At 54.5% G+C, this 19,328-nt stretch carries 20 protein-coding genes; 13 read left to right on the plus strand and 7 right to left on the minus strand.

Translation table 11 applies throughout. The features are described 5' to 3' along the window. Positions 1-44: 44 nt before the first annotated feature. The 5 genes from cysD (at position 45) to hslU (ending at position 5,903) form a co-directional block, all read left to right on the plus strand. The gene (cysD, locus tag AKU79_RS15310) at positions 45-968 is read left to right on the plus strand and encodes a sulfate adenylyltransferase subunit CysD (RefSeq protein WP_050524835.1); all 924 of its coding nucleotides are present in this window, start codon (positions 45-47) and stop codon (positions 966-968) included. Beyond that, positions 968-2,887 carry a sulfate adenylyltransferase subunit CysN gene (gene cysN / locus AKU79_RS15315; protein ID WP_050524452.1) on the plus strand — a complete coding sequence of 640 codons (1,920 nt, stop codon included), beginning with the start codon at positions 968-970 and terminating at the stop codon, positions 2,885-2,887. The genes cysD and cysN overlap by 1 nt, the downstream gene beginning before the upstream one ends. Positions 2,888-2,985: 98 nt before the next feature. Further along, a complete protein-coding gene (gene hslV, locus AKU79_RS15320) occupies positions 2,986-3,543 on the plus strand; it encodes an ATP-dependent protease subunit HslV (protein ID WP_050524453.1) in 558 nt (185 codons plus the stop codon). After that, positions 3,536-4,606, plus strand: a complete 1,071-nt coding sequence (locus tag AKU79_RS15325; protein WP_050524454.1) for a hypothetical protein — start codon at positions 3,536-3,538, stop codon at positions 4,604-4,606. Before hslV ends, AKU79_RS15325 begins: the two co-directional genes overlap by 8 nt. Continuing rightward, positions 4,599-5,903, plus strand: coding sequence for an ATP-dependent protease ATPase subunit HslU (gene hslU / locus AKU79_RS15330; RefSeq protein ID WP_050524455.1), 1,305 nt, complete (start codon positions 4,599-4,601; stop codon positions 5,901-5,903). Before AKU79_RS15325 ends, hslU begins: the two co-directional genes overlap by 8 nt. Before the next feature lie 181 nt (positions 5,904-6,084). On the opposite strand, the gene AKU79_RS15335 is transcribed toward hslU, so the two are convergent. From AKU79_RS15335 to AKU79_RS15345, 3 genes are read right to left on the minus strand one after another with little or no spacing between them, the layout of a single operon-like run. Then, positions 6,085-6,657, minus strand: coding sequence for a Smr/MutS family protein (locus AKU79_RS15335; protein ID WP_050524456.1), 573 nt, complete (start codon positions 6,655-6,657; stop codon positions 6,085-6,087). Continuing rightward, positions 6,657-7,700 carry a murein transglycosylase A gene (gene mltA / locus AKU79_RS15340; protein WP_050524457.1) on the minus strand — a complete coding sequence of 348 codons (1,044 nt, stop codon included), beginning with the start codon at positions 7,698-7,700 and terminating at the stop codon, positions 6,657-6,659. The genes AKU79_RS15335 and mltA overlap by 1 nt, the downstream gene beginning before the upstream one ends. Next, on the minus strand, positions 7,700-8,359 hold the full coding sequence (locus AKU79_RS15345; RefSeq protein WP_050524458.1) for a Tim44/TimA family putative adaptor protein: 660 nt from the start codon (positions 8,357-8,359) through the stop codon (positions 7,700-7,702). Before AKU79_RS15345 ends, mltA begins: the two co-directional genes overlap by 1 nt. A gap of 150 nt (positions 8,360-8,509) precedes the next feature. On the opposite strand from AKU79_RS15345, the gene AKU79_RS15350 reads away from it, so the two are divergent. Both AKU79_RS15350 and secB read left to right on the plus strand, forming a co-directional pair. Continuing rightward, complete coding sequence (locus AKU79_RS15350; protein ID WP_050524459.1) at positions 8,510-9,028, plus strand: FxsA family protein; 519 nt, start codon at positions 8,510-8,512, stop codon at positions 9,026-9,028. Between the two features lie 54 nt (positions 9,029-9,082). Then, positions 9,083-9,580: a protein-export chaperone SecB gene (gene secB, locus AKU79_RS15355; RefSeq protein ID WP_050524460.1), complete on the plus strand. Its 498-nt coding sequence runs from the start codon at positions 9,083-9,085 to the stop codon at positions 9,578-9,580. 46 nt (positions 9,581-9,626) lie between these two features. Here secB and dnaQ read toward each other — a convergent pair whose 3' ends face one another. From dnaQ to AKU79_RS15375, 4 genes are read right to left on the minus strand one after another with little or no spacing between them, the layout of a single operon-like run. Continuing rightward, complete coding sequence (gene dnaQ / locus AKU79_RS15360; RefSeq protein WP_050524461.1) at positions 9,627-10,319, minus strand: DNA polymerase III subunit epsilon; 693 nt, start codon at positions 10,317-10,319, stop codon at positions 9,627-9,629. Beyond that, the gene (gene coaE / locus AKU79_RS15365) at positions 10,312-10,905 is read right to left on the minus strand and encodes a dephospho-CoA kinase (RefSeq protein WP_050524462.1); all 594 of its coding nucleotides are present in this window, start codon (positions 10,903-10,905) and stop codon (positions 10,312-10,314) included. The genes dnaQ and coaE overlap by 8 nt, the downstream gene beginning before the upstream one ends. After that, a complete protein-coding gene (locus AKU79_RS15370) occupies positions 10,902-11,741 on the minus strand; it encodes a shikimate dehydrogenase (RefSeq protein ID WP_050524463.1) in 840 nt (279 codons plus the stop codon). The genes coaE and AKU79_RS15370 overlap by 4 nt, the downstream gene beginning before the upstream one ends. Next, on the minus strand, positions 11,738-12,340 hold the full coding sequence (locus AKU79_RS15375) for a Maf family protein (protein ID WP_050524464.1): 603 nt from the start codon (positions 12,338-12,340) through the stop codon (positions 11,738-11,740). The genes AKU79_RS15370 and AKU79_RS15375 overlap by 4 nt, the downstream gene beginning before the upstream one ends. Positions 12,341-12,733: 393 nt before the next feature. Here AKU79_RS15375 and hemJ point away from each other — a divergent pair, with 393 nt between their 5' ends. The 6 genes from hemJ (at position 12,734) to AKU79_RS15400 (ending at position 19,326) form a co-directional block, all read left to right on the plus strand. Further along, the gene (gene hemJ, locus AKU79_RS15380) at positions 12,734-13,183 is read left to right on the plus strand and encodes a protoporphyrinogen oxidase HemJ (protein ID WP_050524465.1); all 450 of its coding nucleotides are present in this window, start codon (positions 12,734-12,736) and stop codon (positions 13,181-13,183) included. Positions 13,184-13,315: 132 nt separating this feature from the next. Further along, positions 13,316-14,614 (plus strand): transcription termination factor Rho, encoded by a 1,299-nt coding sequence (gene rho, locus AKU79_RS15385; protein WP_050524836.1) that lies wholly within the window; start codon positions 13,316-13,318, stop codon positions 14,612-14,614. A 105-nt stretch (positions 14,615-14,719) separates the two neighbouring features. After that, positions 14,720-16,012, plus strand: coding sequence for a tRNA uridine-5-carboxymethylaminomethyl(34) synthesis GTPase MnmE (gene mnmE / locus AKU79_RS15390; protein ID WP_050524837.1), 1,293 nt, complete (start codon positions 14,720-14,722; stop codon positions 16,010-16,012). 11 nt (positions 16,013-16,023) lie between these two features. Continuing rightward, positions 16,024-17,889 (plus strand): tRNA uridine-5-carboxymethylaminomethyl(34) synthesis enzyme MnmG, encoded by a 1,866-nt coding sequence (gene mnmG, locus AKU79_RS15395; RefSeq protein ID WP_050524838.1) that lies wholly within the window; start codon positions 16,024-16,026, stop codon positions 17,887-17,889. Further along, entirely contained in the window at positions 17,886-18,512 is a 627-nt protein-coding gene (gene rsmG / locus AKU79_RS19050) for a 16S rRNA (guanine(527)-N(7))-methyltransferase RsmG (RefSeq protein ID WP_082224073.1), read from the plus strand. The genes mnmG and rsmG overlap by 4 nt, the downstream gene beginning before the upstream one ends. Beyond that, entirely contained in the window at positions 18,505-19,326 is an 822-nt protein-coding gene (locus AKU79_RS15400) for a ParA family protein (RefSeq protein ID WP_050524466.1), read from the plus strand. Before rsmG ends, AKU79_RS15400 begins: the two co-directional genes overlap by 8 nt. Positions 19,327-19,328: the final 2 nt, after the last annotated feature.

The following is a 19,328-nucleotide window of genomic DNA, read 5'->3' on the forward strand; positions in this document are numbered from 1 at the left end:
TGTTTTTGGCAAGTACGGGCCAGCCAGTTCAAAAGGGTATTACAATGCCATCTTCCGAGACGATTTCGCCAAACCGGTTGACCCATCTTCAGCGGTTGGAGGCTGAAAGCATCCACATCATGCGCGAAGTGGTTGCCAATGCCGAAAACCCAGTGATGTTATATTCTGTTGGCAAAGACTCTGCCTGCATGCTGCATTTGGCAAAAAAGGCATTTTATCCTGCACCGCCGCCGTTTCCGCTGTTGCATGTCGATACCACATGGAAGTTTCAGGAAATGTACAAGCTGCGCGAAAAAGCAGCCAAAGACGCGGGCATGGATCTGATCGTTTACCAAAACCCCGAGGCTTTGGAAAAGGGCATCAACCCGTTCGATCATGGCGCGGCCCATACCGACATGTGGAAAACCGAAGGCCTGAAGCAGGCCCTGACCAAGTATAAATTCGACGTGGCCTTTGGTGGCGCGCGTCGCGACGAAGAAAAATCCCGCGCTAAAGAGCGGATCTTCTCATTCCGGTCAGCCAATCACCGCTGGGACCCAAAGCAACAGCGCCCCGAGCTGTGGAAGCTGTACAATACCCGCAAAGCCAAAGGCGAAAGCATCCGCGCCTTTCCACTGTCAAACTGGACGGAACTGGACATCTGGCAATATATCCATTTGGAAAACATCGAAATTGTACCGCTGTACTTCTCGGCCCCCCGCCCTGTGGTCGAACGTGGCGGCATGTTGATTATGGTCGATGACAACCGTTTCCGGCTTGAGGCAGGCGAGGTGCCGATGATGAAATCGGTTCGATTCCGCACGCTGGGCTGCTATCCTTTGACCGGCGCTGTCGAAAGCCTGGCCGCCACCCTGCCCGAGGTTATTCAGGAAATGCTGCTGACAACCACATCCGAACGCCAGGGCCGCGCGATTGACCACGACCAAGCCGCCAGCATGGAGAAGAAAAAGCAAGAGGGGTATTTCTGATGTCTACGCTTACACCCAAAGACCCCACATATGTGACCGACAGCCTGATTGCCGAGGATATCGACGCCTATCTGGTCAAGCATCAGCACAAAACCATGTTGCGCTTTATCACCTGCGGCTCGGTGGATGATGGCAAATCGACGCTGATCGGCAGGTTGCTTTATGACAGCAAGATGATCTTTGAAGACCAGCTTGCCAGCCTTGAAAATGACAGCAAATCCCACGGCACCCAAGGTGCGGGCATCGATTTTGCTTTGCTGGTCGATGGTCTGGCCGCTGAACGCGAGCAAGGCATCACGATCGACGTGGCCTACCGCTTTTTTGCCACCGACAAACGCAAGTTCATCGTCGCCGATACCCCAGGCCATGAACAATACACCCGCAACATGGTCACCGGTGCGTCTACCGCCGACCTCGCCGTAATCCTGATTGATGCGCGCCAAGGCGTGCTGACCCAAACGCGGCGGCATTCCTATCTGGTTAACCTGCTGGGCATCAAAAACATCGTGCTGGCGGTGAATAAGATGGATTTGGTCGGTTACTCTGCCGAGCGGTTCTATGAAATCGTCAAAGAATACTCGCAATTCGCCCAGAAAATCGGGATGAAGTCGTTCTTGCCGATGCCGATTTCGGGGCTGGCGGGCGACAATATCGTCACCAAGTCTGAAAATATGCCGTGGTATCAGGGCCCTACCCTGCTGGGCCACCTCGAAGACGCGCCGATCAACGTAACGCAAATGGCGGATGAGCCGTTCCGCATGGCTGTGCAATGGGTGAACCGCCCTAACCTCGATTTCCGCGGCTTTGCGGGGCAAATCGGCTCGGGTTCTATCGCGCCGGGTGATGCGATCCGCGTGCTACCTTCGGGCAAAACCACAACCGTGAAATCGATTGTCACCTATACCGGCAATCTTGATCTCGCAGTTGCGGGCCAATCGATCACTCTGACCTTCGCGGATGAGGTGGATTGCTCACGCGGCGATGTTATCACTGCATCCGACGCGCCCTGTGAGGTTGCCGATCAGTTTGAGGCAACTCTGGTCTGGATGGATGAGGCCGAAATGCTGCCCGGCCGTCCGTACCTGCTGAAAATCGGCACGCAAACCATGACCGCCACCGTAACCGAGCCGAAGTATGAGGTGAACGTCAACACACTGGAACATCTGTCATCGCAAACCTTGGGGCTGAACGCGATTGGCGTGGTCAATATTTCCACCGACCGCGCGATTCCGTTTGAATCCTATGCGCAAAACCCCGATCTGGGCGGCTTTATCCTGATTGACCGGATGACAAATGCGACCGTGGCCGCCGGCATGGTGCATTTCGCCCTGCGCCGCAGCCAGAACATCCACTGGCAAGCGCTGGATGTTGACCGCACCGCCCATGCCGCGATCAAGACGCAAAAACCAAAGGTGGTGTGGTTTACAGGTCTGTCCGGCTCTGGCAAATCGACCATTGCGAACATCGTGGAAAAGAAACTGCATGCGATGGGCAAACACACCTTCTTGCTGGATGGCGATAACGTGCGCCACGGGTTGAACCGCGACCTTGGCTTTACCGATGCCGACCGCGTGGAAAACATTCGCCGCGTGGGCGAAGTCGCCAAGCTGATGACAGACGCCGGCCTGATCGTGCTAACCGCCTTTATCTCGCCCTTCCGCGCCGAGCGCCGGATGGTGCGCGAAATGATGCACGAGGGCGAGTTTATGGAGGTTTACGTCAACACTCCGCTGGCTGTGGCCGAAGAGCGTGACGTAAAGGGTCTGTATAAAAAGGCCCGTGCCGGCAATCTGAAAAACTTTACCGGTATCGACAGCCCCTATGAGGCACCAGAAGCACCCGAGATCACGGTAAACACCGTTGAACTGACCGCCGAAGAGGCCGCAGAACAGGTCATCGCGGCGCTGCTCGCAAGCTAAAAACCAAAGGGCGGGCCTGATTGGTCCGCCCTTTTTCGCTGTTGGCTTGTACTGCCCACCTCACCTCGCCATATATAGCACTGAAACGGAGGGCGATCATGGCAGAAGATAAATTCCCCGGTTGGCACGGCACAACCATTCTGGCAGTGCGGCGCGGGGGTGAGGTTGTGGTGGCTGGCGATGGCCAGGTTAGCCTTGGCCAAACGGTTATCAAAGGCTCGGCCCGCAAGGTGCGCCGCCTGTCCCCCGGTGGGCGTGATGTGGTCTGCGGCTTTGCCGGATCAACCGCCGATGCCTTTACCTTGTTGGAACGGCTGGAAAAAAAGCTAGAGGCAATGCCGGGGCAACTGGCCCGCGCAAGCGTTGATCTGGCCAAAGACTGGCGGATGGACAAATACCTGCGCAATCTTGAGGCAATGCTGATCGTCACAGATGGCCGCGATTTGTTAGTGATTACGGGCGCCGGTGATGTGCTGGAACCCGAACATGACATCGCGGCGATAGGCTCGGGCGGCAACTTTGCCTTAGCCGCCGCGCGGGGGTTAATGACAACCGACCTGCCCGCCGAGGATATCGCCCGCAAAGCCATGGCAATTGCCGCCGACATTTGCGTCTATACCAACGGCAACCTTACGGTGGAAACCATCCGTGGCTGATATCTCTGCCGATGACCTGCGCGCCGCCGTCGCTGCGGGCACAATATCCGAGGCACAGGCCGCCAGCCTGCTGGCAACAGCCCAAGCCCGCGCCGGCCTTCGCATTGCCGAGGATGAACCCTTTGAGCTGTTCAAGGGCTTTGCCGAGATTTTCGTGGCGGTGGGTCTGTGCATCCTGATCGCCGGTATCGCTGGTCTGACAATGCTTATTGAAAACAATGGGCTGGCCGCCGCCGCCTATGCTGTTATGGCTTGGTGGCTTGCACGGTATTTCACGCTAAACCGCCGGATGATGTTGCCGTCTATCGTGCTGGTCTGCGCCTATGCTGCGGCCTGCGCTGTGGGGGTGTTCTGGCTGCTCGCGCTGGTCATGCCTAATCCAGTCATGACGGCTGTTCCCATCGGCCTTACCCTCGCGGGGACAATCGGGTTTTTGTTGCTATGGTATCGCAAGTTCCGTCTGCCCTTTACCATGTTTCTTGTCGGGCTTGCAGGGTTCAGCATCGCAATGTCGATCTCGGGCAACCTTGATGGCACACGATTTGGCTTTGGCAACCTTGGACGCGCCTTTGATTTGCGCACTGGCTCCAGCCTGCCGTTAGGCACGCTCATATTTGGCCTAATCGCACTGACGGCAGCTCTGTGGTTTGACATGCGCGACCCGCACCGCCTTGGTCGCAACGCCGCCTCGGGGTTTTGGCTGCACATCCTGGCCGCACCAGCCTTGGTCAATACCGTGGCGCTGACTTTTTACAACATGGGCGCTGGGTTGGGCTATGCGCTGCTGGCCGTGTCGCTCGCGCTGGTTGCCGTGCTGGCGCTGGTGATCGACCGCCGCTCATTCCTGACCGCTGGCATCGGCTACCTGATTTTCCTAATTAGCTATGTGCTGACTGACCCCACCTCGCCCGGATCTTGGGCCTTGGTGCTGTTCATCGTCGGCCTTGGCCTGACCCTGCTGGGCACATTCTGGACCCAGCTGCGCATCGGCCTGATGCGCCTTTTACCCAACTTTCCCGGCAAATCCCGTTTGCCGCCCTATGCCAAGGTGATCCATGACTGATCTTACCCCCCGCGAAATCGTATCCGAACTCGACCGCTTTATCATCGGCCAAAAAGAGGCCAAGCGTGCCGTCGCCGTTGCCCTGCGCAACCGCTGGCGCCGCAAACAGCTGGGCGACGATCTGCGCGATGAGGTGTATCCGAAAAACATCCTGATGATCGGACCAACCGGCGTTGGCAAAACCGAAATCAGTCGCCGTCTGGCCAAACTCGCCCGTGCGCCCTTTCTGAAAATAGAGGCAACCAAATTCACCGAGGTCGGCTATGTCGGCCGCGATGTCGATAGCATCATCCGCGATCTGGTAGACGCCGCGATGATCGACACCCGCGCCCATATGCGCGAAGACGTTAATGCCCGCGCCAAACTCGCCGCCGAAGACCGCGTGATCGAGGCAATCGCCGGCAAGGACGCGCGCGAACAAACCCGCGAAATGTTCCGCCGCAAACTAAAAGCGGGCGAGTTGGACGATACCGTGATCGAGCTTGAAATTGCCGACACCTCCAACCCTTTTGCCGCCTTTGACCCAACCGGCCAAGGTGGTGGCCAAATGGGTGGCATGATGAACCTTGGCGAGATCTTTGGCAAAATGGGCCGCACCCAAAAACGCCGCGTAACCGTCGCTGAAAGCCACGAGTTGCTGGTGTCAGAAGAGGCAGATAAACTGCTTGATGATGAGGCCGTTAAACTGGCAGCCCTAGAGGCCGTGCAAGAGAACGGCATTGTTTTCATTGACGAAATTGACAAAGTTTGCGCCCGCGCCGATGCACGCGGCGCCGATGTTTCACGTGAAGGCGTGCAGCGCGACTTGCTGCCCTTGATCGAAGGCACAACCGTTTCCACCAAACACGGCCCCGTCAAAACCGATCATATCCTGTTCATCGCAAGCGGCGCGTTCCACATCGCCAAACCCTCGGATCTTCTGCCCGAACTCCAAGGCCGCCTGCCGATCCGCGTCGAACTCCGCCCTCTCACCGAAGAAGACTTCGTCCGTATCCTGACCGAAACCGACAACGCCCTTACCTTGCAATACACCGCTCTGATGGGCACCGAAGGCGTCACAGTTAACTTCACCGAGGATGGTATCAAGGCCCTCGCCCGCATCGCCGCCGAGGTGAACCAATCGGTCGAAAACATCGGCGCCCGCCGCCTATACACGGTGATCGAACGCGTCTTCGAAGACCTTTCCTTCAACGCCCCTGACCGCGATGGCGAAAGGGTTGAGGTTAACGCAAGTTTCGTCGAACAGCACCTGGGCGAGCTTTCCCGCTCCGCCGACCTGTCACGCTACGTCCTCTAAGGGCCAAAGCCCGGCTTACATATCATCTATCCACAAATATCCCGGGGGTCCGGGGGCAGCGCCCCCGGCCGTCTTCAAAACAATGAAACTCGCCTCACAAGCGGCACTTTGCTGCCATTTCCGGCGACGGAATGCGCAGTCCAGGTCTTGCGGTTGCACAACGCCCGTCTGCCCCAATTACCTAACGACTGCGCCGCAAATACACATAGACAGCCCCACTGCCACCGTGGCGCAAATGGGCCTCAGTCACTTGCAAAATGGCCGGCGCGCAGGGGTTTTGGCGCAACCAATGCGGCACTTGTTGCCGCAAAATCCCAGTGCGGCGCGGAATTGGGCCGCTATCAACCCCCGGTTTGCCCTTGCCGGTAATCACCAAGACCAAACGCAGGCCATTAGCGTAGGCGTTCAGGATAAACCGGATCAGCTCGGGATGCGCCACATCCAAGGTCATTCCATGCAAATCGATCCGCGCCTCCGGCATCAATTTGCCACGGGTCATCTTGCCAAAAGCTTTGGCATCCATTTGCAAAGCCGATGCTGCGGTCGGCTTTGGCTGCGGCGTGGCGGGTTTTTCCCCCATCCGAAAGGGCGCGATCCGCGGGGTCGAGGGTAACTTTATCGCGGGCGAGGGCGGCTCTGCTGCGGCCTCACTTATTTTTCTGCGAAAAATCGGGGCGTGCATTGGCTTGGTTGTGCGCGCCACAGCCTTCCACAGCTCTTCCTCTTCGGGGCGCAAAGACCGGCGGCGAGACATCACTCTGCCTCCAGCTGCGCAAAGGCACGCTCGATCGGCAGCAACACAATCATCCGCCCGTCATCTTTTACAGCGCCAGCATCTTCGCCTGCCTGCACACCCGAACCAAAGAAAATATCGGCCCGTTGTGGCCCTTTGATCGCGCCGCCCGTATCTTGTGCCACCATCAACCGTCGCAAAGGGTTGCGCCCGTTCTTTTCCAGCCAAACCGGTGCGCCCAGCGGGGTAAATTCAGGGTCCACCGCCACGCTGCGCAGGGTAGTGATTGATCGCCCCATCGCGCCAATCGGGCCCTTTTCAGGCGGCAAATCGGGCAGGCGGCGGAAAAACACGAATGAAGGATTATGCTGCAAAAGCTCAGCACCAAGTACGGGGTTCGCCCGAACCCAGGCCTTGATGCCCTGGGCGGAAACATCATGCTCTCCCAGAATTCCGCGCCGTATCAGCTCTTTGCCAACTGAACGGTATTCATGGCCATTTCGCCCCGCATAGCCCACACGCATCACCTGCCCATTTGGCATTCGAATGCGGCCAGAACCTTGAACTTGCAGGAAAAACACCTCGACCGGATCTTCCAGCCAAGCAATTTCCAAGCCGCGCCCGCGCAAGGCGCCGCTGGCCTCGATACTGCCACGGTCCAGCCATTGCTGGCCATCCTGCAACTCGGGTGGGCGGGCAAAGATCGGATAGAGGAAACGCGGGGTGCGTACCGGCGAACCCGCCAGCTCTGGCTCATAATAGCCGGTAAACAGCGCCGGCCCTTCACCAATCACAACCGGCCGAAACAGCATTTCAAAGAACCCGCGCGCTGCCGCATCAGATGCCATTGCATCGGGGGCAAGGCGGCAAATTGGTGCCCAGTCAGGGTCATCCAACACTGTGCAAGTATCGATAAATGTGGAAAGGGCGGCGCGATGATTGTCATCCTGCCACCCGTCCAAATCTGAAAACTCCAGCATCTGCGCCATCGCAGGCCTCATCATCAAGCCCAGCGCAAGCACGGGCGGCAACGCCCATGCCAAAAATCGGGCCGCGCCACGCATCAGTCCCCGGTGGCAACCAGCAGCCAGTTCGGGTCTTGCGCCCCCATCTGGCGCGAGAACGTCCAAACATCGCGCTGGCGTTTGATCTCGGACGCGCTACCTTCGACAATCTCGCCCATTTTATTGCGCACGATTGAATTCAGCTCGGCGACAAAGCGTACCGAAATCTCGCCTTCGCCCGTTGCGGCGTCAAACGTCGCATCTTGCAGCGCCAATTCGCGGATACCAATAAATTTTGCCTCAATCGTCAGGCCCTGCGCCTCACGTGCGGCAACCGCCTCGGAAAAGCTTTCAAACACGTCGGCACCAAGGAACGGCTTGATCTGCGCCATTTCGCCTTTTTCAAACGCCATAAAGATCATCTCATAGGCACCGCGCGCGCCGCCCAAAAATTCGCCCACGGCAAAGCTCGGCTCGGCCGATTTCATCGCGGCCAACGCCTTGGCGGCATCGCTGCCATCGGGCACGTGGTCGGTAATATCGCGGTCGGGGCCGCCCTCGATCACCTCAAACCCTTTGCGACCACGCGGCTTGGCGTCCTCTAGCGGGATCTGTGGCTTTTCAAAACCTTCACGTGTGCCAAGCACAGATTTCAGCTTTAGGATCAGGAAAACAGCAATCCCTGCCAGAACGAGAAGTTGGATCAGCGAAGAGTTCATATCGGACCTCAGAATGCCGGGGATAGGCCCCGAAACAAGATTGGGGTGTTGGTGTCACACCGCTTTATCCTTATGTAGGGCGTAGGGGGGCGCAAGTCTACCGCCCCACATACAAAGAAATTGCCGGATATCCGGGAAAGGAGACCCACTGTGTGGCTTTTGATGGCCTTTATCGCCGTACCGCTGATTGAAATCGGGCTTTTCATCAAAGTCGGGGGCTGGCTTACGCTTTGGCCAACGCTTGCAATAGTGCTGGCCACAGGCATCATCGGCACACATCTGGTACGGCAGCAAGGCATCAAGGTTCTGGGTGAGCTGCGCAATTCCATGTCGCAGATGCGTGACCCGCTTTCGCCACTGGCCCATGGCGCGCTGATCGTGCTGGCAGGTGTTTTGCTGCTGACGCCAGGTTTTTTTACCGATGCAATCGGGTTTTTGCTGCTGGTGCCGCCTGTGCGTCAAGCTGTTATCGGTTTCTTGGCCTCGCGCGTGCAGGTCGCCAGCTTTGGTGGCGGTTTTCAGGCTGGCCCGCAGGCGCCGCCAGATCCACGCCCGCGGTATGACGACATTATCGATGGCGAGTATGCCGACCTATCGGGCAAGCCAAAACCACAAGACACGCCTCATAAACCCATAAACAAACGCCCTTCCGGCTGGACAGAGCATTGAGACCGTTTCAATGACCTGCTAAACCTACGCCAACGAATTTTTGGGAGAACACAAATGACCGAAGCAAACGGGGCAGCTGCCCAACCCTCTGAAGGCGTAAAAATGCAAGTACTCGCGCAATTCGTCCGCGATCTGTCATTTGAAAACGCCGTGGCGCAGCGCGGCATGCAAGGCGGCGACGTGCAGCCAGATACCCAAGTGGCTGTTAGCCTTGACGCACGCAAGCGCACGGCTGATAACCAGTTTGAAGTCATTACCAAATTCCGCGTCACGTCCAAGAACAAGGCCAATGATGAGGTTTTGTTCGTGGTAGAGCTGGATTACGGCGGCATCTTCCACGTAGAAGGCGTGCCAGAGGATCAGATGCATCCGTTCCTGCTGATCGAATGCCCGCGCATGTTGTTCCCCTTCGTGCGTCGCATCATTTCAGATGTAACCCGCGATGGTGGCTTCCCGCCGCTGAACATCGACACGGTAGATTTCCTGGCGCTATACCGCGCCGAGCTTGCCCGCCGGATGGAACAGCAAAAAGCCGCGCAGCCTGCCAACTAAGGTATTGGAAAGTATTAGAAAAAGCCGGGCGCGTTGCCCGGCTTTTTTATTGGCGTTTGCGCCAGACCGCGGCATCACCCAGCTTTTCGACAAAAGCCATGTGGGCGGCAATTTCGACTTCGGTGATACGGGGGGGCAGCGCGATCGGGCGCGGTTTTGGGCGCCATTCCTCGGTTTGCACACCGCTGGCGCTGTTTTGTCGATCAAGCGACAGCGCAAAATCGGGCTGGCGGCCGCCGATCAGTTCTAGATAAACCTCGGCCAGAATTTCGCTATCCAACAACGCGCCGTGCTTTTCGCGGTTCGAGTTATCAACCCCAAAGCGTCGGCACAGCGCATCCAGTGAGGCCGGAGAACCGGGGAATTTTTGCCGCGCAATCGCCAGGGTATCCAGCGCCTGCGTCGAAGGCAGTTTTGGCAAGCCGACAACGCCCAGCTCGTGATTGAGAAATTTCATATCAAAACTGGCATTGTGAATAACCAGCAAATCGCTGCCGACAAAATCAAGAAACGCCTGTGCGATTTCGCGAAACACCGGTTTGTCGCGCAGGAAGTCATCACCTAGACCATGCACCTCAAACGCGGCTTTGGGCATCGGGCGTTCGGGATTGATATATTGATGATAGGTACGGCCGGTGGGCATATGGTTGAACAGCTCGACAGCGCCGATTTCGACGATGCGGTCGCCTTCGGTCGGTTCAAACCCCGTGGTTTCGGTATCGAGTACGATTTCACGCATGGCGTTGCTCTCGGATATAGGCAATCAGGGCAGTCACATAGGTGCTGACTGCCTCCAGGCTCAGGGTTTCGACAATATGCATCGCGCGCTGGCGCTTTTCAACATCGGGCATTTGGCGTGACAGGATAGTTTCAAACTGCGCCGCAGTCATGCCGTCCCGTGCCAAAACGCGGGCACGTTGCAGGGCAGGGGGTGCTGTGACCAACAGCGTCGCATCCATATCGGCCTCGGTGCCCTTTTCAAACAAAAGCGGAATATCAAAAACCGCAATATCCGTCGTACATCCGGCCAGAAAATCAGCGCGGTCTTGGGCGACCAAGGGGTGTACGATCTGTTCAATCTGGGTCAGGGCCGTTGGGTCTGCGACAATAATCTTTTTCAGCGCGCTGCGGTCAATTGCTCCGGCACTCAATGCCTGTGGCCAGCGTGCAGCAATGTCTGCAACAGCCGCCCCACCAACCGAATACATCCGGTGAACAGCTGCATCCGCATCCCAGACTGGAACACCGGCAGCAACGAAAAACCCGGCCGTGGTTGATTTTCCCATGCCGATAGATCCGGTCAAACCCAGCCGGTAAGGCATCATAGCCCCATCACGGTGTCGCGCGTTTCCTCATCAACCTCGGGGCGCTGGCCGAACCAACGCTCAAAGCCTGGCGCGGCCTGATGCAACAACATGCCAAGACCGTCGACCGTTTTGCAGCCGCGCTCTGCTGCAACTGACAAGAATTCGGTTTGAATTGGCGTGTATACAAGGTCATTGACCAAGGCTTTGGGGTTCAGATTATCCAATGGGATATTCAACTCGGGCTTACCAATCATCCCCAAGGCCGTGGTATTGACCACTGTCACTGCATCATCCAGCATATGCGGGATTTGCACCCAATCAACAACCGTAATCTTGGCACCAAAATCGGCGCGCAATGCCTCGGCGCGGGCACGGGTACGGTTTGTTATGCGAATTTCAGGGGCACCAACCTCGATCAAGGCCGCAATTACCGCGCGGGCGGCACCACCGGCGCCAAAAACCACGGCAGGGCCGGCCTTGGGCTGCCAATCAGGCGCGTGTTGCCGCAAGTTGGCTACAAAACCCGACCCATCAGTGTTGTCAGCATGAATTTTACCATCACTGCGAAAAATCAACGTATTTGCAGCGCCGATCAGGGCCGCGCGATCCGTGACAATATCGGCCAAGCGGATGACGTTTTCTTTGTGCGGAATAGTGACATTCAGGCCAACAAACCCCATTCTGGGCAAAAGCCGCAACACCTCGGCCAAATCGCCTTGGCCGATATCCATCGGGATGTAATGGCCTTTGATGCCATAGCGTTTCAGCCAGTAATTATGTAAAATCGGCGAGCGGCTGTGTGCAATCGGTGATCCGATAACCCCTGCCAGTGGAATGCGCGGATGATCTGTCATGTTTCAATAAATCCTCTTGATCTGAGATAGCCCAAGAGCGGCAACAGGGGAAGCCCAAGGATAGTAAAGTAATCGCCCTGTACAGCAGAAAACAGGCGAACGCCTTCGTGTTCCAGCAAATAGCAACCGGCCGTATGGCGGATGGTTTCCCAATTGTGGTCAACATACCCTGCCAAATAGCCGTCAGACACGTCATGCATGGTCAGCTGCGCCTTACCGATATGGCGCCAGACCGGCTCGCCCTGGTGATAGGTCACAATGGCGGACAATAGATGATGCGTTTGGCCGCGCAGCTGAGTAAGTTGGGAAATGGCCTCTTGTGAGTTTTCCGGCTTTCCCCATGTTTTTCCTTTGAAATCAAGAACTTGATCACATCCTATTACAAAGGCATCGGGGTTTTTCTCGGCCAGTTTACGGGCTTTCATTTCGGCCAGTAGGTCAGCGATATCTCGCGGCTTTGCACCCTCGGACTCTAGGCTGGCGCGAATAGCAGCCTCATCGATGCGGGCAGGGGCATGCAAAAAGGTAAGGCCAGCAGCATTTAGCAGCTGCACGCGGGTCTGGGATGACGTGGCAAGGATGATTTCTGGCGTGGCCATAGGTGTGAACAGTCCTGTGGAAAGTCTTGATATGTTCCGGCAAGCGGTTTTGTGGAGAACCTGGTATTTGGCCTTTGGTGTGGGTAAGGCAGGCTTTTTGTCAAGCTTGCAGGGAGGATATCCCCATGTGGAAAGTGGTTGGCCAGAGTTAGGGAGAACCTGTCAAAGAACCTCGTTGTTGATAAGTCATAGCTTTTGGGTGGTCGGTTAAAAAATTGAATCTGTTGTGTTTTTTCGCGATATTGTTGCTTTACTTACATCATTGTACACAAGACAAACTCTGTGGATGAAACTTGGGGCAAATTGCAGTATTCCCATATCCATAGGCCCATCTATTACTACATCTTTCTATAATACTTATATTTATAGGAAGTAAGGCAAAGGAAAAATCGAATGACCTCGTTTCTGGCGGATGCGTATCTTTGGGTTAAAGCCCTGCATGTGATGGCAGTGATCACCTGGATGGCAGGGTTGTTCTATTTGCCACGTTTGTTTGTGTACCATGCCGAGCAGGTGAAGGCGGGCGAGCCAACTGACAAGCTGTTCCAAACCATGGAGATGAAACTGCTGCGGCTGATTATGAATCCTGCAATGCTTGCGACCTGGGGGTTTGGTTTGCTGTTGGTTTTTACGCCAGGGATTGTGGATTGGTCGATGGTTTGGCCCTGGACCAAAGCGGCATCAGTGATTGCAATGACGTGGTTCCATATGTGGCTTGCAGCGCGTCGCAAGGATTTCGAGGCAGGGCAAAACCACCTGACGGGGCGGCGCTATCGGATGATGAATGAGCTGCCGACGGTTTTGATGATCGTGATTGTGCTGTCGGTTATCGTCAAGTTTTAAGGCAATCATTGACTTTTCCAGGGGCTTCGCTTAGCTGCTTCTCAGCTGGGCCGTCCGGTCCGTAAAGCGATTCCCATTTCTTATGCGATGCCAGAACCCGCCTTGGGGTTTGGGGCAAGGATGATTGTTAAGATGAACGAAGAAAACACCATTGTAGAAGACGATGTGCAGCGTCTTAATCTTGCGGATCTGAAGGCGAAAACGCCTGCTGATTTGCTGGCGATGGCAGAAGAGTGGGATATCGATAACGCGCCTTCGATGCGTAAAGGCGAGATGATGTTCTCTCTGCTGAAAGAACATGCCGAAGAAGGCTGGGAAATCGGCGGCGACGGTGTGTTGGAAGTGGTGCAGGATGGCTTTGGCTTTTTGCGCTCGCCCTCGGCGAACTACCTGCCTGGACCAGATGATATTTATGTTTCGCCCGAAATCATTCGCATGTTTTCCTTGCGTACGGGTGATACAATTGAAGGCGTAATTGCTGCCCCGCGTGAGGCCGAACGCTATTTCAGCATGACCAAGGTGACACGGATCAACTTTGATGATCCTGAAAAGGCCCGCCACAAGGTTCATTTTGATAACCTGACACCGCTATATCCTGATGAGCGACTGAAAATGGAGGTCGAAGACCCGACGCTGAAAGATCGTTCGGCGCGGATTATCGACCTCGTTTCTCCGATCGGGAAAGGCCAGCGTGGCTTGATCGTGGCACCTCCACGGACAGGTAAGACGGTGCTGCTGCAGAATATTGCCCATTCGATCGCGACCAATCACCCCGAGTGCTATTTAATCGTGCTGTTGATCGATGAACGCCCAGAAGAAGTGACGGATATGCAGCGCTCGGTTAAGGGCGAAGTTGTGTCTTCGACGTTTGACGAACCGGCAACGCGGCACGTGGCTGTAGCGGAAATGGTAATTGAAAAGGCGAAACGCCTGGTCGAGCACAAGCGCGATGTGGTGATCTTGCTGGATTCGATCACGCGTTTGGGCCGTGCATTCAACACGGTTGTGCCATCCTCGGGCAAGGTTTTGACCGGTGGTGTGGATGCGAATGCGCTGCAGCGGCCAAAGCGGTTCTTTGGGGCTGCTCGGAACATTGAAGAAGGTGGGTCGCTGACGATCATCGCGACAGCGCTTATCGATACCGGTTCGCGCATGGACGAGGTGATCTTTGAAGAATTCAAAGGTACAGGTAACTCGGAAATCGTTCTGGACCGCAAGGTTGCTGATAAACGTGTGTTCCCGGCGATGGATATTCTGAAATCCGGTACGCGCAAGGAAGATTTGCTGGTTGATAAAATTGACCTGCAGAAAACCTATGTTCTGCGCCGTATTCTGAACCCGATGGGAACCACGGATGCGATCGAGTTCCTGATTTCAAAACTGAAGCAAACCAAGTCGAATTCGGATTTCTTTGATTCGATGAATACGTAAAACAAACGGGCTTTGGTACGGATCTGACGGTTTTCGCAGCCCTTGATAGGGAAGCGAAAACCGAATTCGTTTTGGATGTGCCTCATGACGGGGGATTTTGCAGTGATCGATACGATTTATGCGCTGGCCTCGGCAAGGGGGAAGGCCGGTATAGCCGTTGTTCGTTTGTCTGGCCCTAAGGCGCATGAGGCCTTGGGTATGATGACAAATGTGCCGAAAGCGCGACAGGCGAGTTTGCGTCGGTTGATTTGGGACGACGTCTTGTTGGATGAAGCCCTTGTTTTGGTGTTTGACCATGGGGCGAGCTTTACCGGCGAAGCGAGTGTAGAGCTGCATTTGCACGGCGGGCAGGCGGTTGTTGCGGCCGTTATGGACGCTTTGGCGAAGATTGACGGGCTGAGATTGGCAGAGGCCGGCGAGTTTACACGCCGCGCGCTGGAAAACGGTTGTCTTGACCTTACGCAGGTTGAGGGGCTGGCGGATCTGATCGATGCAGAAACCGAGGCGCAGAGGGTGCAGTCGCTTCGGGTTTTATCCGGTGCTATTGGCAAAAAAGTCGAAGGTTGGCGGCGCGATCTGGTGCGGGCCGGGGCGTTGCTGGAAGCTACAATTGATTTCGCTGACGAGGATGTTCCTGTCGATGTGATGCCTGAAGTAACTGCTCTACTTGCAGGATTGAAGGCCGATCTGGCAAAGGAAATTGAGGCCGCAAAAATCTCGGAGCGGATTCGGGAAGGGTTTGAGGTTGCGATTATTGGCAGGCCAAACATCGGTAAATCGACGCTTTTGAACGCTTTTGCAGGCCGCAAAGCGGCGATTACTTCTGAAATTGCAGGGACGACGCGCGATGTTATTGAGGTTCGAATGGATGTTGATGGGCTTGCCGTTACGTTTTTGGATACAGCGGGGCTGCGTGAAACCGATGACAAAATAGAAGCCTTGGGTGTTGATCTTGCTATTGAACGGTCATCTGCGGCAGACCTTCGAATTTTTTTGACTGATGGTGTCGAGGTTATTCCTGGCGTGAAGCGTCAAGATGGTGATTTGATCGTTCTCGGTAAGGCTGATATGGTGAGCGAACGTTGTACAGATCTGGTTCGTGTTTCTGGTTTGACAGGCGAAGGGGTATCAGCTTTGCTTTCCGCCGTGTCGCGATGTTTGTCTGAAAGAGCGGCAGTCGCAGGCACACTAACCAGAACGCGTCATAGAAATGCTATTGTTGGTGCAGTTGTCGCGTTAGAGGCGGCATTAGACGAATTGGCTAAGCCATTGGTTGTCGTGGAACTGGCGGCGGAAGAGCTGCGCTTGGCGGCCCGCGCGCTGGAGATGTTGTTGGGAAGAGTTGACGTGGAAGTGTTGCTTGGCGAAATATTCGCAAGCTTTTGTATTGGCAAATAGGGATGTTTCACGTGAAACAGTTTGACGTAATCGTAGTGGGCGGCGGGCACGCGGGATGTGAAGCTGCCGCGGTTTCGGCACGGATGGGTGCAAAAACTGCATTAATCACGCTGAAACGTGATTCATTGGGTGTAATGTCGTGTAATCCTGCGATTGGCGGGCTTGGTAAGGGCCATCTTGTAAGAGAAATCGACGCTTTTGACGGGATAATGGGTGTAGCCGCCGATCAAGCCGGTATCCAGTTTAGGTTGTTAAATCATAGTAAGGGACCTGCTGTTCAGGGGCCCCGTATTCAAGCGGACAGAAAACTCTACCGCCGTGCAATTCAACAGATTTTGTTCTCGACGCAGAACTTACAGGTGATTGAAGGCGAAGTGGTTGATTTTATTTTGAATGCTACGAGCATTCGTGGTGTGAAATTGCAGGATGGGGCGGAGGTTTTGTCTCATAGTGTGATTCTGACGGCCGGAACCTTCTTGAATGGCATTATCCATATCGGCGATCAAAGAAGCTCTGGCGGGCGGATTGGTGATCTGCCGTCTATTCAATTGGCGCAAAAGCTGGCAGAGTTCGGCTTTTCGAGGGGGCGCCTAAAGACCGGCACGCCGCCTCGCTTAGATGGAAAAACAATCGCTTGGGATAAACTTGAAGCGCAATCCGGTGACGCGGATCCCACCATGCTATCATTCTTGAGCGAAAATCCCACTGCCCGGCAAATCAGCTGTGGGATCACAGAAACAAATGAACGCACCCATGAAATTGTTCGTTCGAATTTATCGAGATCTGCGATGTACGGCGGGCATATCGAAGGGGTAGGCCCACGCTATTGCCCATCAATTGAGGATAAGATCGTTCGCTTTGCTGATAAAACCTCGCATCAGATTTTCTTAGAACCAGAAGGTCTTGATGATGATACCGTTTATCCCAATGGGATATCTACGTCTTTGCCTGCTGACGTCCAAGAGGCATACGTCAGGTCGATCTCTGGACTGGAAAATACGGTTATTCTTCAGCCAGGCTACGCAATAGAATACGATTTCTTTGATCCAAGGGGTCTTTCGCCCAGCCTGTCAGTAAAGGGTTTTTCTGGCCTCTATTTTGCCGGCCAGATTAATGGTACTACCGGATATGAGGAAGCTGCGGCGCAAGGTCTGGTTGCCGGGTCAAATGCTGCTGCTGCTGCACTTGGCCGTGACGAGGTTATGTTTAGTCGCGCAGACAGTTATATAGGCGTGATGATTGATGATCTGACGACGCGCGGGGTTTCGGAACCATATCGGATGTTTACCTCACGCGCTGAATATCGTTTGGTGTTGCGCGCTGACAATGCCGATCAAAGATTGACGCCAAAGGGTATCGATATCGGGGCAGTTGGTGAGCATAGGAATAGGGCCTTTACCCAAAAGCTGGAGTCGTTGAGAGCCTGTAAGTCGCTATTAGAATCAATAACTTATACACCGCAGCAAATAGCCAAGGCTGGCTTCAAGGTGCGTCAAGATGGGTCCCGTCGTAGTGGATTTTCTATCCTCTCGCAACTAGAAGGAGGGATTGTGAACATTTCTGAGAGCTTACCGGATTTCCCCCAAATTCCAGTTGCACATCTAACACAGCTTTGGCGCGAGTCATTGTATGCCAACTACTCGGATAGACAGGCAAATGAAGCGGCAAAATTGAAACGTGATGAGGATACTCGTATCCCTGAGTGCTTTGACTATTCAAATCTTGCCGGGCTCTCTCGCGAGCTGTGCCTTAAGTTGCAAGCCCATCGCCCGTCATCTATTGCTCAGGCCAGCCGGATTGAAGGAATGACACCTTCGGCCTTAGTTCTAATTCTCTCACGCTTGAAAAGTGGTCAAGACAGGCGCAATGTTGTATGAATGGCTTTGATTTGGATGACGTGCCAGGCCTCAATGTTTCACGTGAAACAGTAGAGAGGCTCAAAGCATACGACCAGCTGGTACGGAAGTGGAATCCCACGATTAATCTTGCCTCCAAACAAAGCATAAGCGAACTTTGGAGCCGTCACATTGTGGACTCCGCGCAGATTTTTCCACACATTCCGGCGAGCTCAAATCTCTGCCTGGATGTTGGAAGTGGTGGAGGATTTCCTGGAATCGTTCTGGCTACAATTTCGACTGAGCATGTTCCAACACGTCGATTTATCCTTGTTGAATCAGATCAGCGAAAAGCTGCCTTTCTAAGGGAAGTGATCCGTAGCCTTAAACTGAGGGCCGAAGTACGATCAGAACGTATTGAATCGCTCGAAAAAATTGGGGCAGACTTTTTTACAGCTAGGGCTTTAGCGCCATTGTCAAAGCTTTTGGCATTTGCGCATCAACATTTATCCCTACAAGGTGTATGTATTTTTCCAAAAGGCGAAAATCACCTAGAAGAGATAAAAGTGGCTCAAAAACTATTTCGCTTTGAATATCAATCTATTCAAAGCCTTACAGACCCAAGAAGCGCAATCTTAAGAATTTACGGAATTGAAAATGCCTGAGACACATATCGAGAATGCGCCACGTATTATTGCCCTTACAAACCAAAAAGGGGGCGTCGCAAAAACGACGACCACAATCAATCTGGCAGCGGGGCTTGCCGAACTCGGCTCCAAAGTATTGGTTATAGATCTCGATCCTCAGGGAAATGCGTCGACCGGTTTGGGTGTCGAGGTCGCAAGCCGTGGTTTGACAACCTATGATCTGATGGTTGAGGATGCGCCACTCGATCAGGTGGTAAATGCCACTGGCGTTGATGGCATTTTTATCTGTCCTGCCAATTCCGATCTTTCTTCGGCCGATATGGAAATGATCTCGAATGAAAAGCGCAGCTTTTTGCTACATGATGCGCTGCGCCAACCTGCTATGGCGGGTTTTGGCTTTGATTTTATTCTCATCGACTGCCCACCATCGCTTAATCTTCTCACTGTCAATGCGCTTGTTGCCTGTCACTCTGTGCTCATTCCTCTTCAAAGCGAGTTTTTCGCTTTAGAAGGCCTGTCTCAACTTATGCTTACAGTTCGGGAAATCCGTCAGACGGCCAATAGTGACCTGCGTATCGAAGGCGTTTTGCTGACAATGTATGATAAGCGCAACAATCTATCGCAGCTGGTTGAGGCAGATGCACGTGAGAATCTGGGCGAATTGGTCTTTGAAACCGTTATTCCGCGCAATGTTCGGGTCAGTGAGGCGCCGTCCTATGCTTTACCTGTTCTCATTTATGATTCGGCGTCAAAAGGGTCCGAGGCTTACCGCGCTCTTTCGAAAGAGATTGCCGGGCGTTATGGTTTGAAAATGCGAAAGAACGAGGTGTGATC

Origin of the sequence: Pseudorhodobacter wandonensis (assembly GCF_001202035.1) — a bacterium.
In the GTDB taxonomy this organism is placed as follows: domain Bacteria; phylum Pseudomonadota; class Alphaproteobacteria; order Rhodobacterales; family Rhodobacteraceae; genus Pseudorhodobacter; species Pseudorhodobacter wandonensis.

Excerpts from the sequence above, each read along its gene's own strand:
- secB (WP_050524460.1), top strand. The coding sequence starts at position 9,083 with ATGACCGAAGCAAACGGGGCAGCTGCCCAACCCTCTGAAGGCGTAAAA.
- coaE (WP_050524462.1), bottom strand. The coding sequence starts at position 10,905 with ATGATGCCTTACCGGCTGGGTTTGACCGGATCTATCGGCATGGGAAAA.
- AKU79_RS15400 (WP_050524466.1), top strand. The coding sequence starts at position 18,505 with ATGCCTGAGACACATATCGAGAATGCGCCACGTATTATTGCCCTTACA.
- hemJ (WP_050524465.1), top strand. The coding sequence starts at position 12,734 with ATGACCTCGTTTCTGGCGGATGCGTATCTTTGGGTTAAAGCCCTGCAT.
- hslV (WP_050524453.1), top strand. The coding sequence starts at position 2,986 with ATGGCAGAAGATAAATTCCCCGGTTGGCACGGCACAACCATTCTGGCA.
- hslU (WP_050524455.1), top strand. The coding sequence starts at position 4,599 with ATGACTGATCTTACCCCCCGCGAAATCGTATCCGAACTCGACCGCTTT.
- AKU79_RS15345 (WP_050524458.1), bottom strand. The coding sequence starts at position 8,359 with ATGAACTCTTCGCTGATCCAACTTCTCGTTCTGGCAGGGATTGCTGTT.
- cysN (WP_050524452.1), top strand. The coding sequence starts at position 968 with ATGTCTACGCTTACACCCAAAGACCCCACATATGTGACCGACAGCCTG.
- rho (WP_050524836.1), top strand. The coding sequence starts at position 13,316 with ATGAACGAAGAAAACACCATTGTAGAAGACGATGTGCAGCGTCTTAAT.
- cysD (WP_050524835.1), top strand. The coding sequence starts at position 45 with ATGCCATCTTCCGAGACGATTTCGCCAAACCGGTTGACCCATCTTCAG.
- dnaQ (WP_050524461.1), bottom strand. The coding sequence starts at position 10,319 with ATGCGTGAAATCGTACTCGATACCGAAACCACGGGGTTTGAACCGACC.
- AKU79_RS15335 (WP_050524456.1), bottom strand. The coding sequence starts at position 6,657 with ATGTCTCGCCGCCGGTCTTTGCGCCCCGAAGAGGAAGAGCTGTGGAAG.
- rsmG (WP_082224073.1), top strand. The coding sequence starts at position 17,886 with ATGAATGGCTTTGATTTGGATGACGTGCCAGGCCTCAATGTTTCACGT.
- AKU79_RS15370 (WP_050524463.1), bottom strand. The coding sequence starts at position 11,741 with ATGACAGATCATCCGCGCATTCCACTGGCAGGGGTTATCGGATCACCG.
- AKU79_RS15375 (WP_050524464.1), bottom strand. The coding sequence starts at position 12,340 with ATGGCCACGCCAGAAATCATCCTTGCCACGTCATCCCAGACCCGCGTG.
- mltA (WP_050524457.1), bottom strand. The coding sequence starts at position 7,700 with ATGCGTGGCGCGGCCCGATTTTTGGCATGGGCGTTGCCGCCCGTGCTT.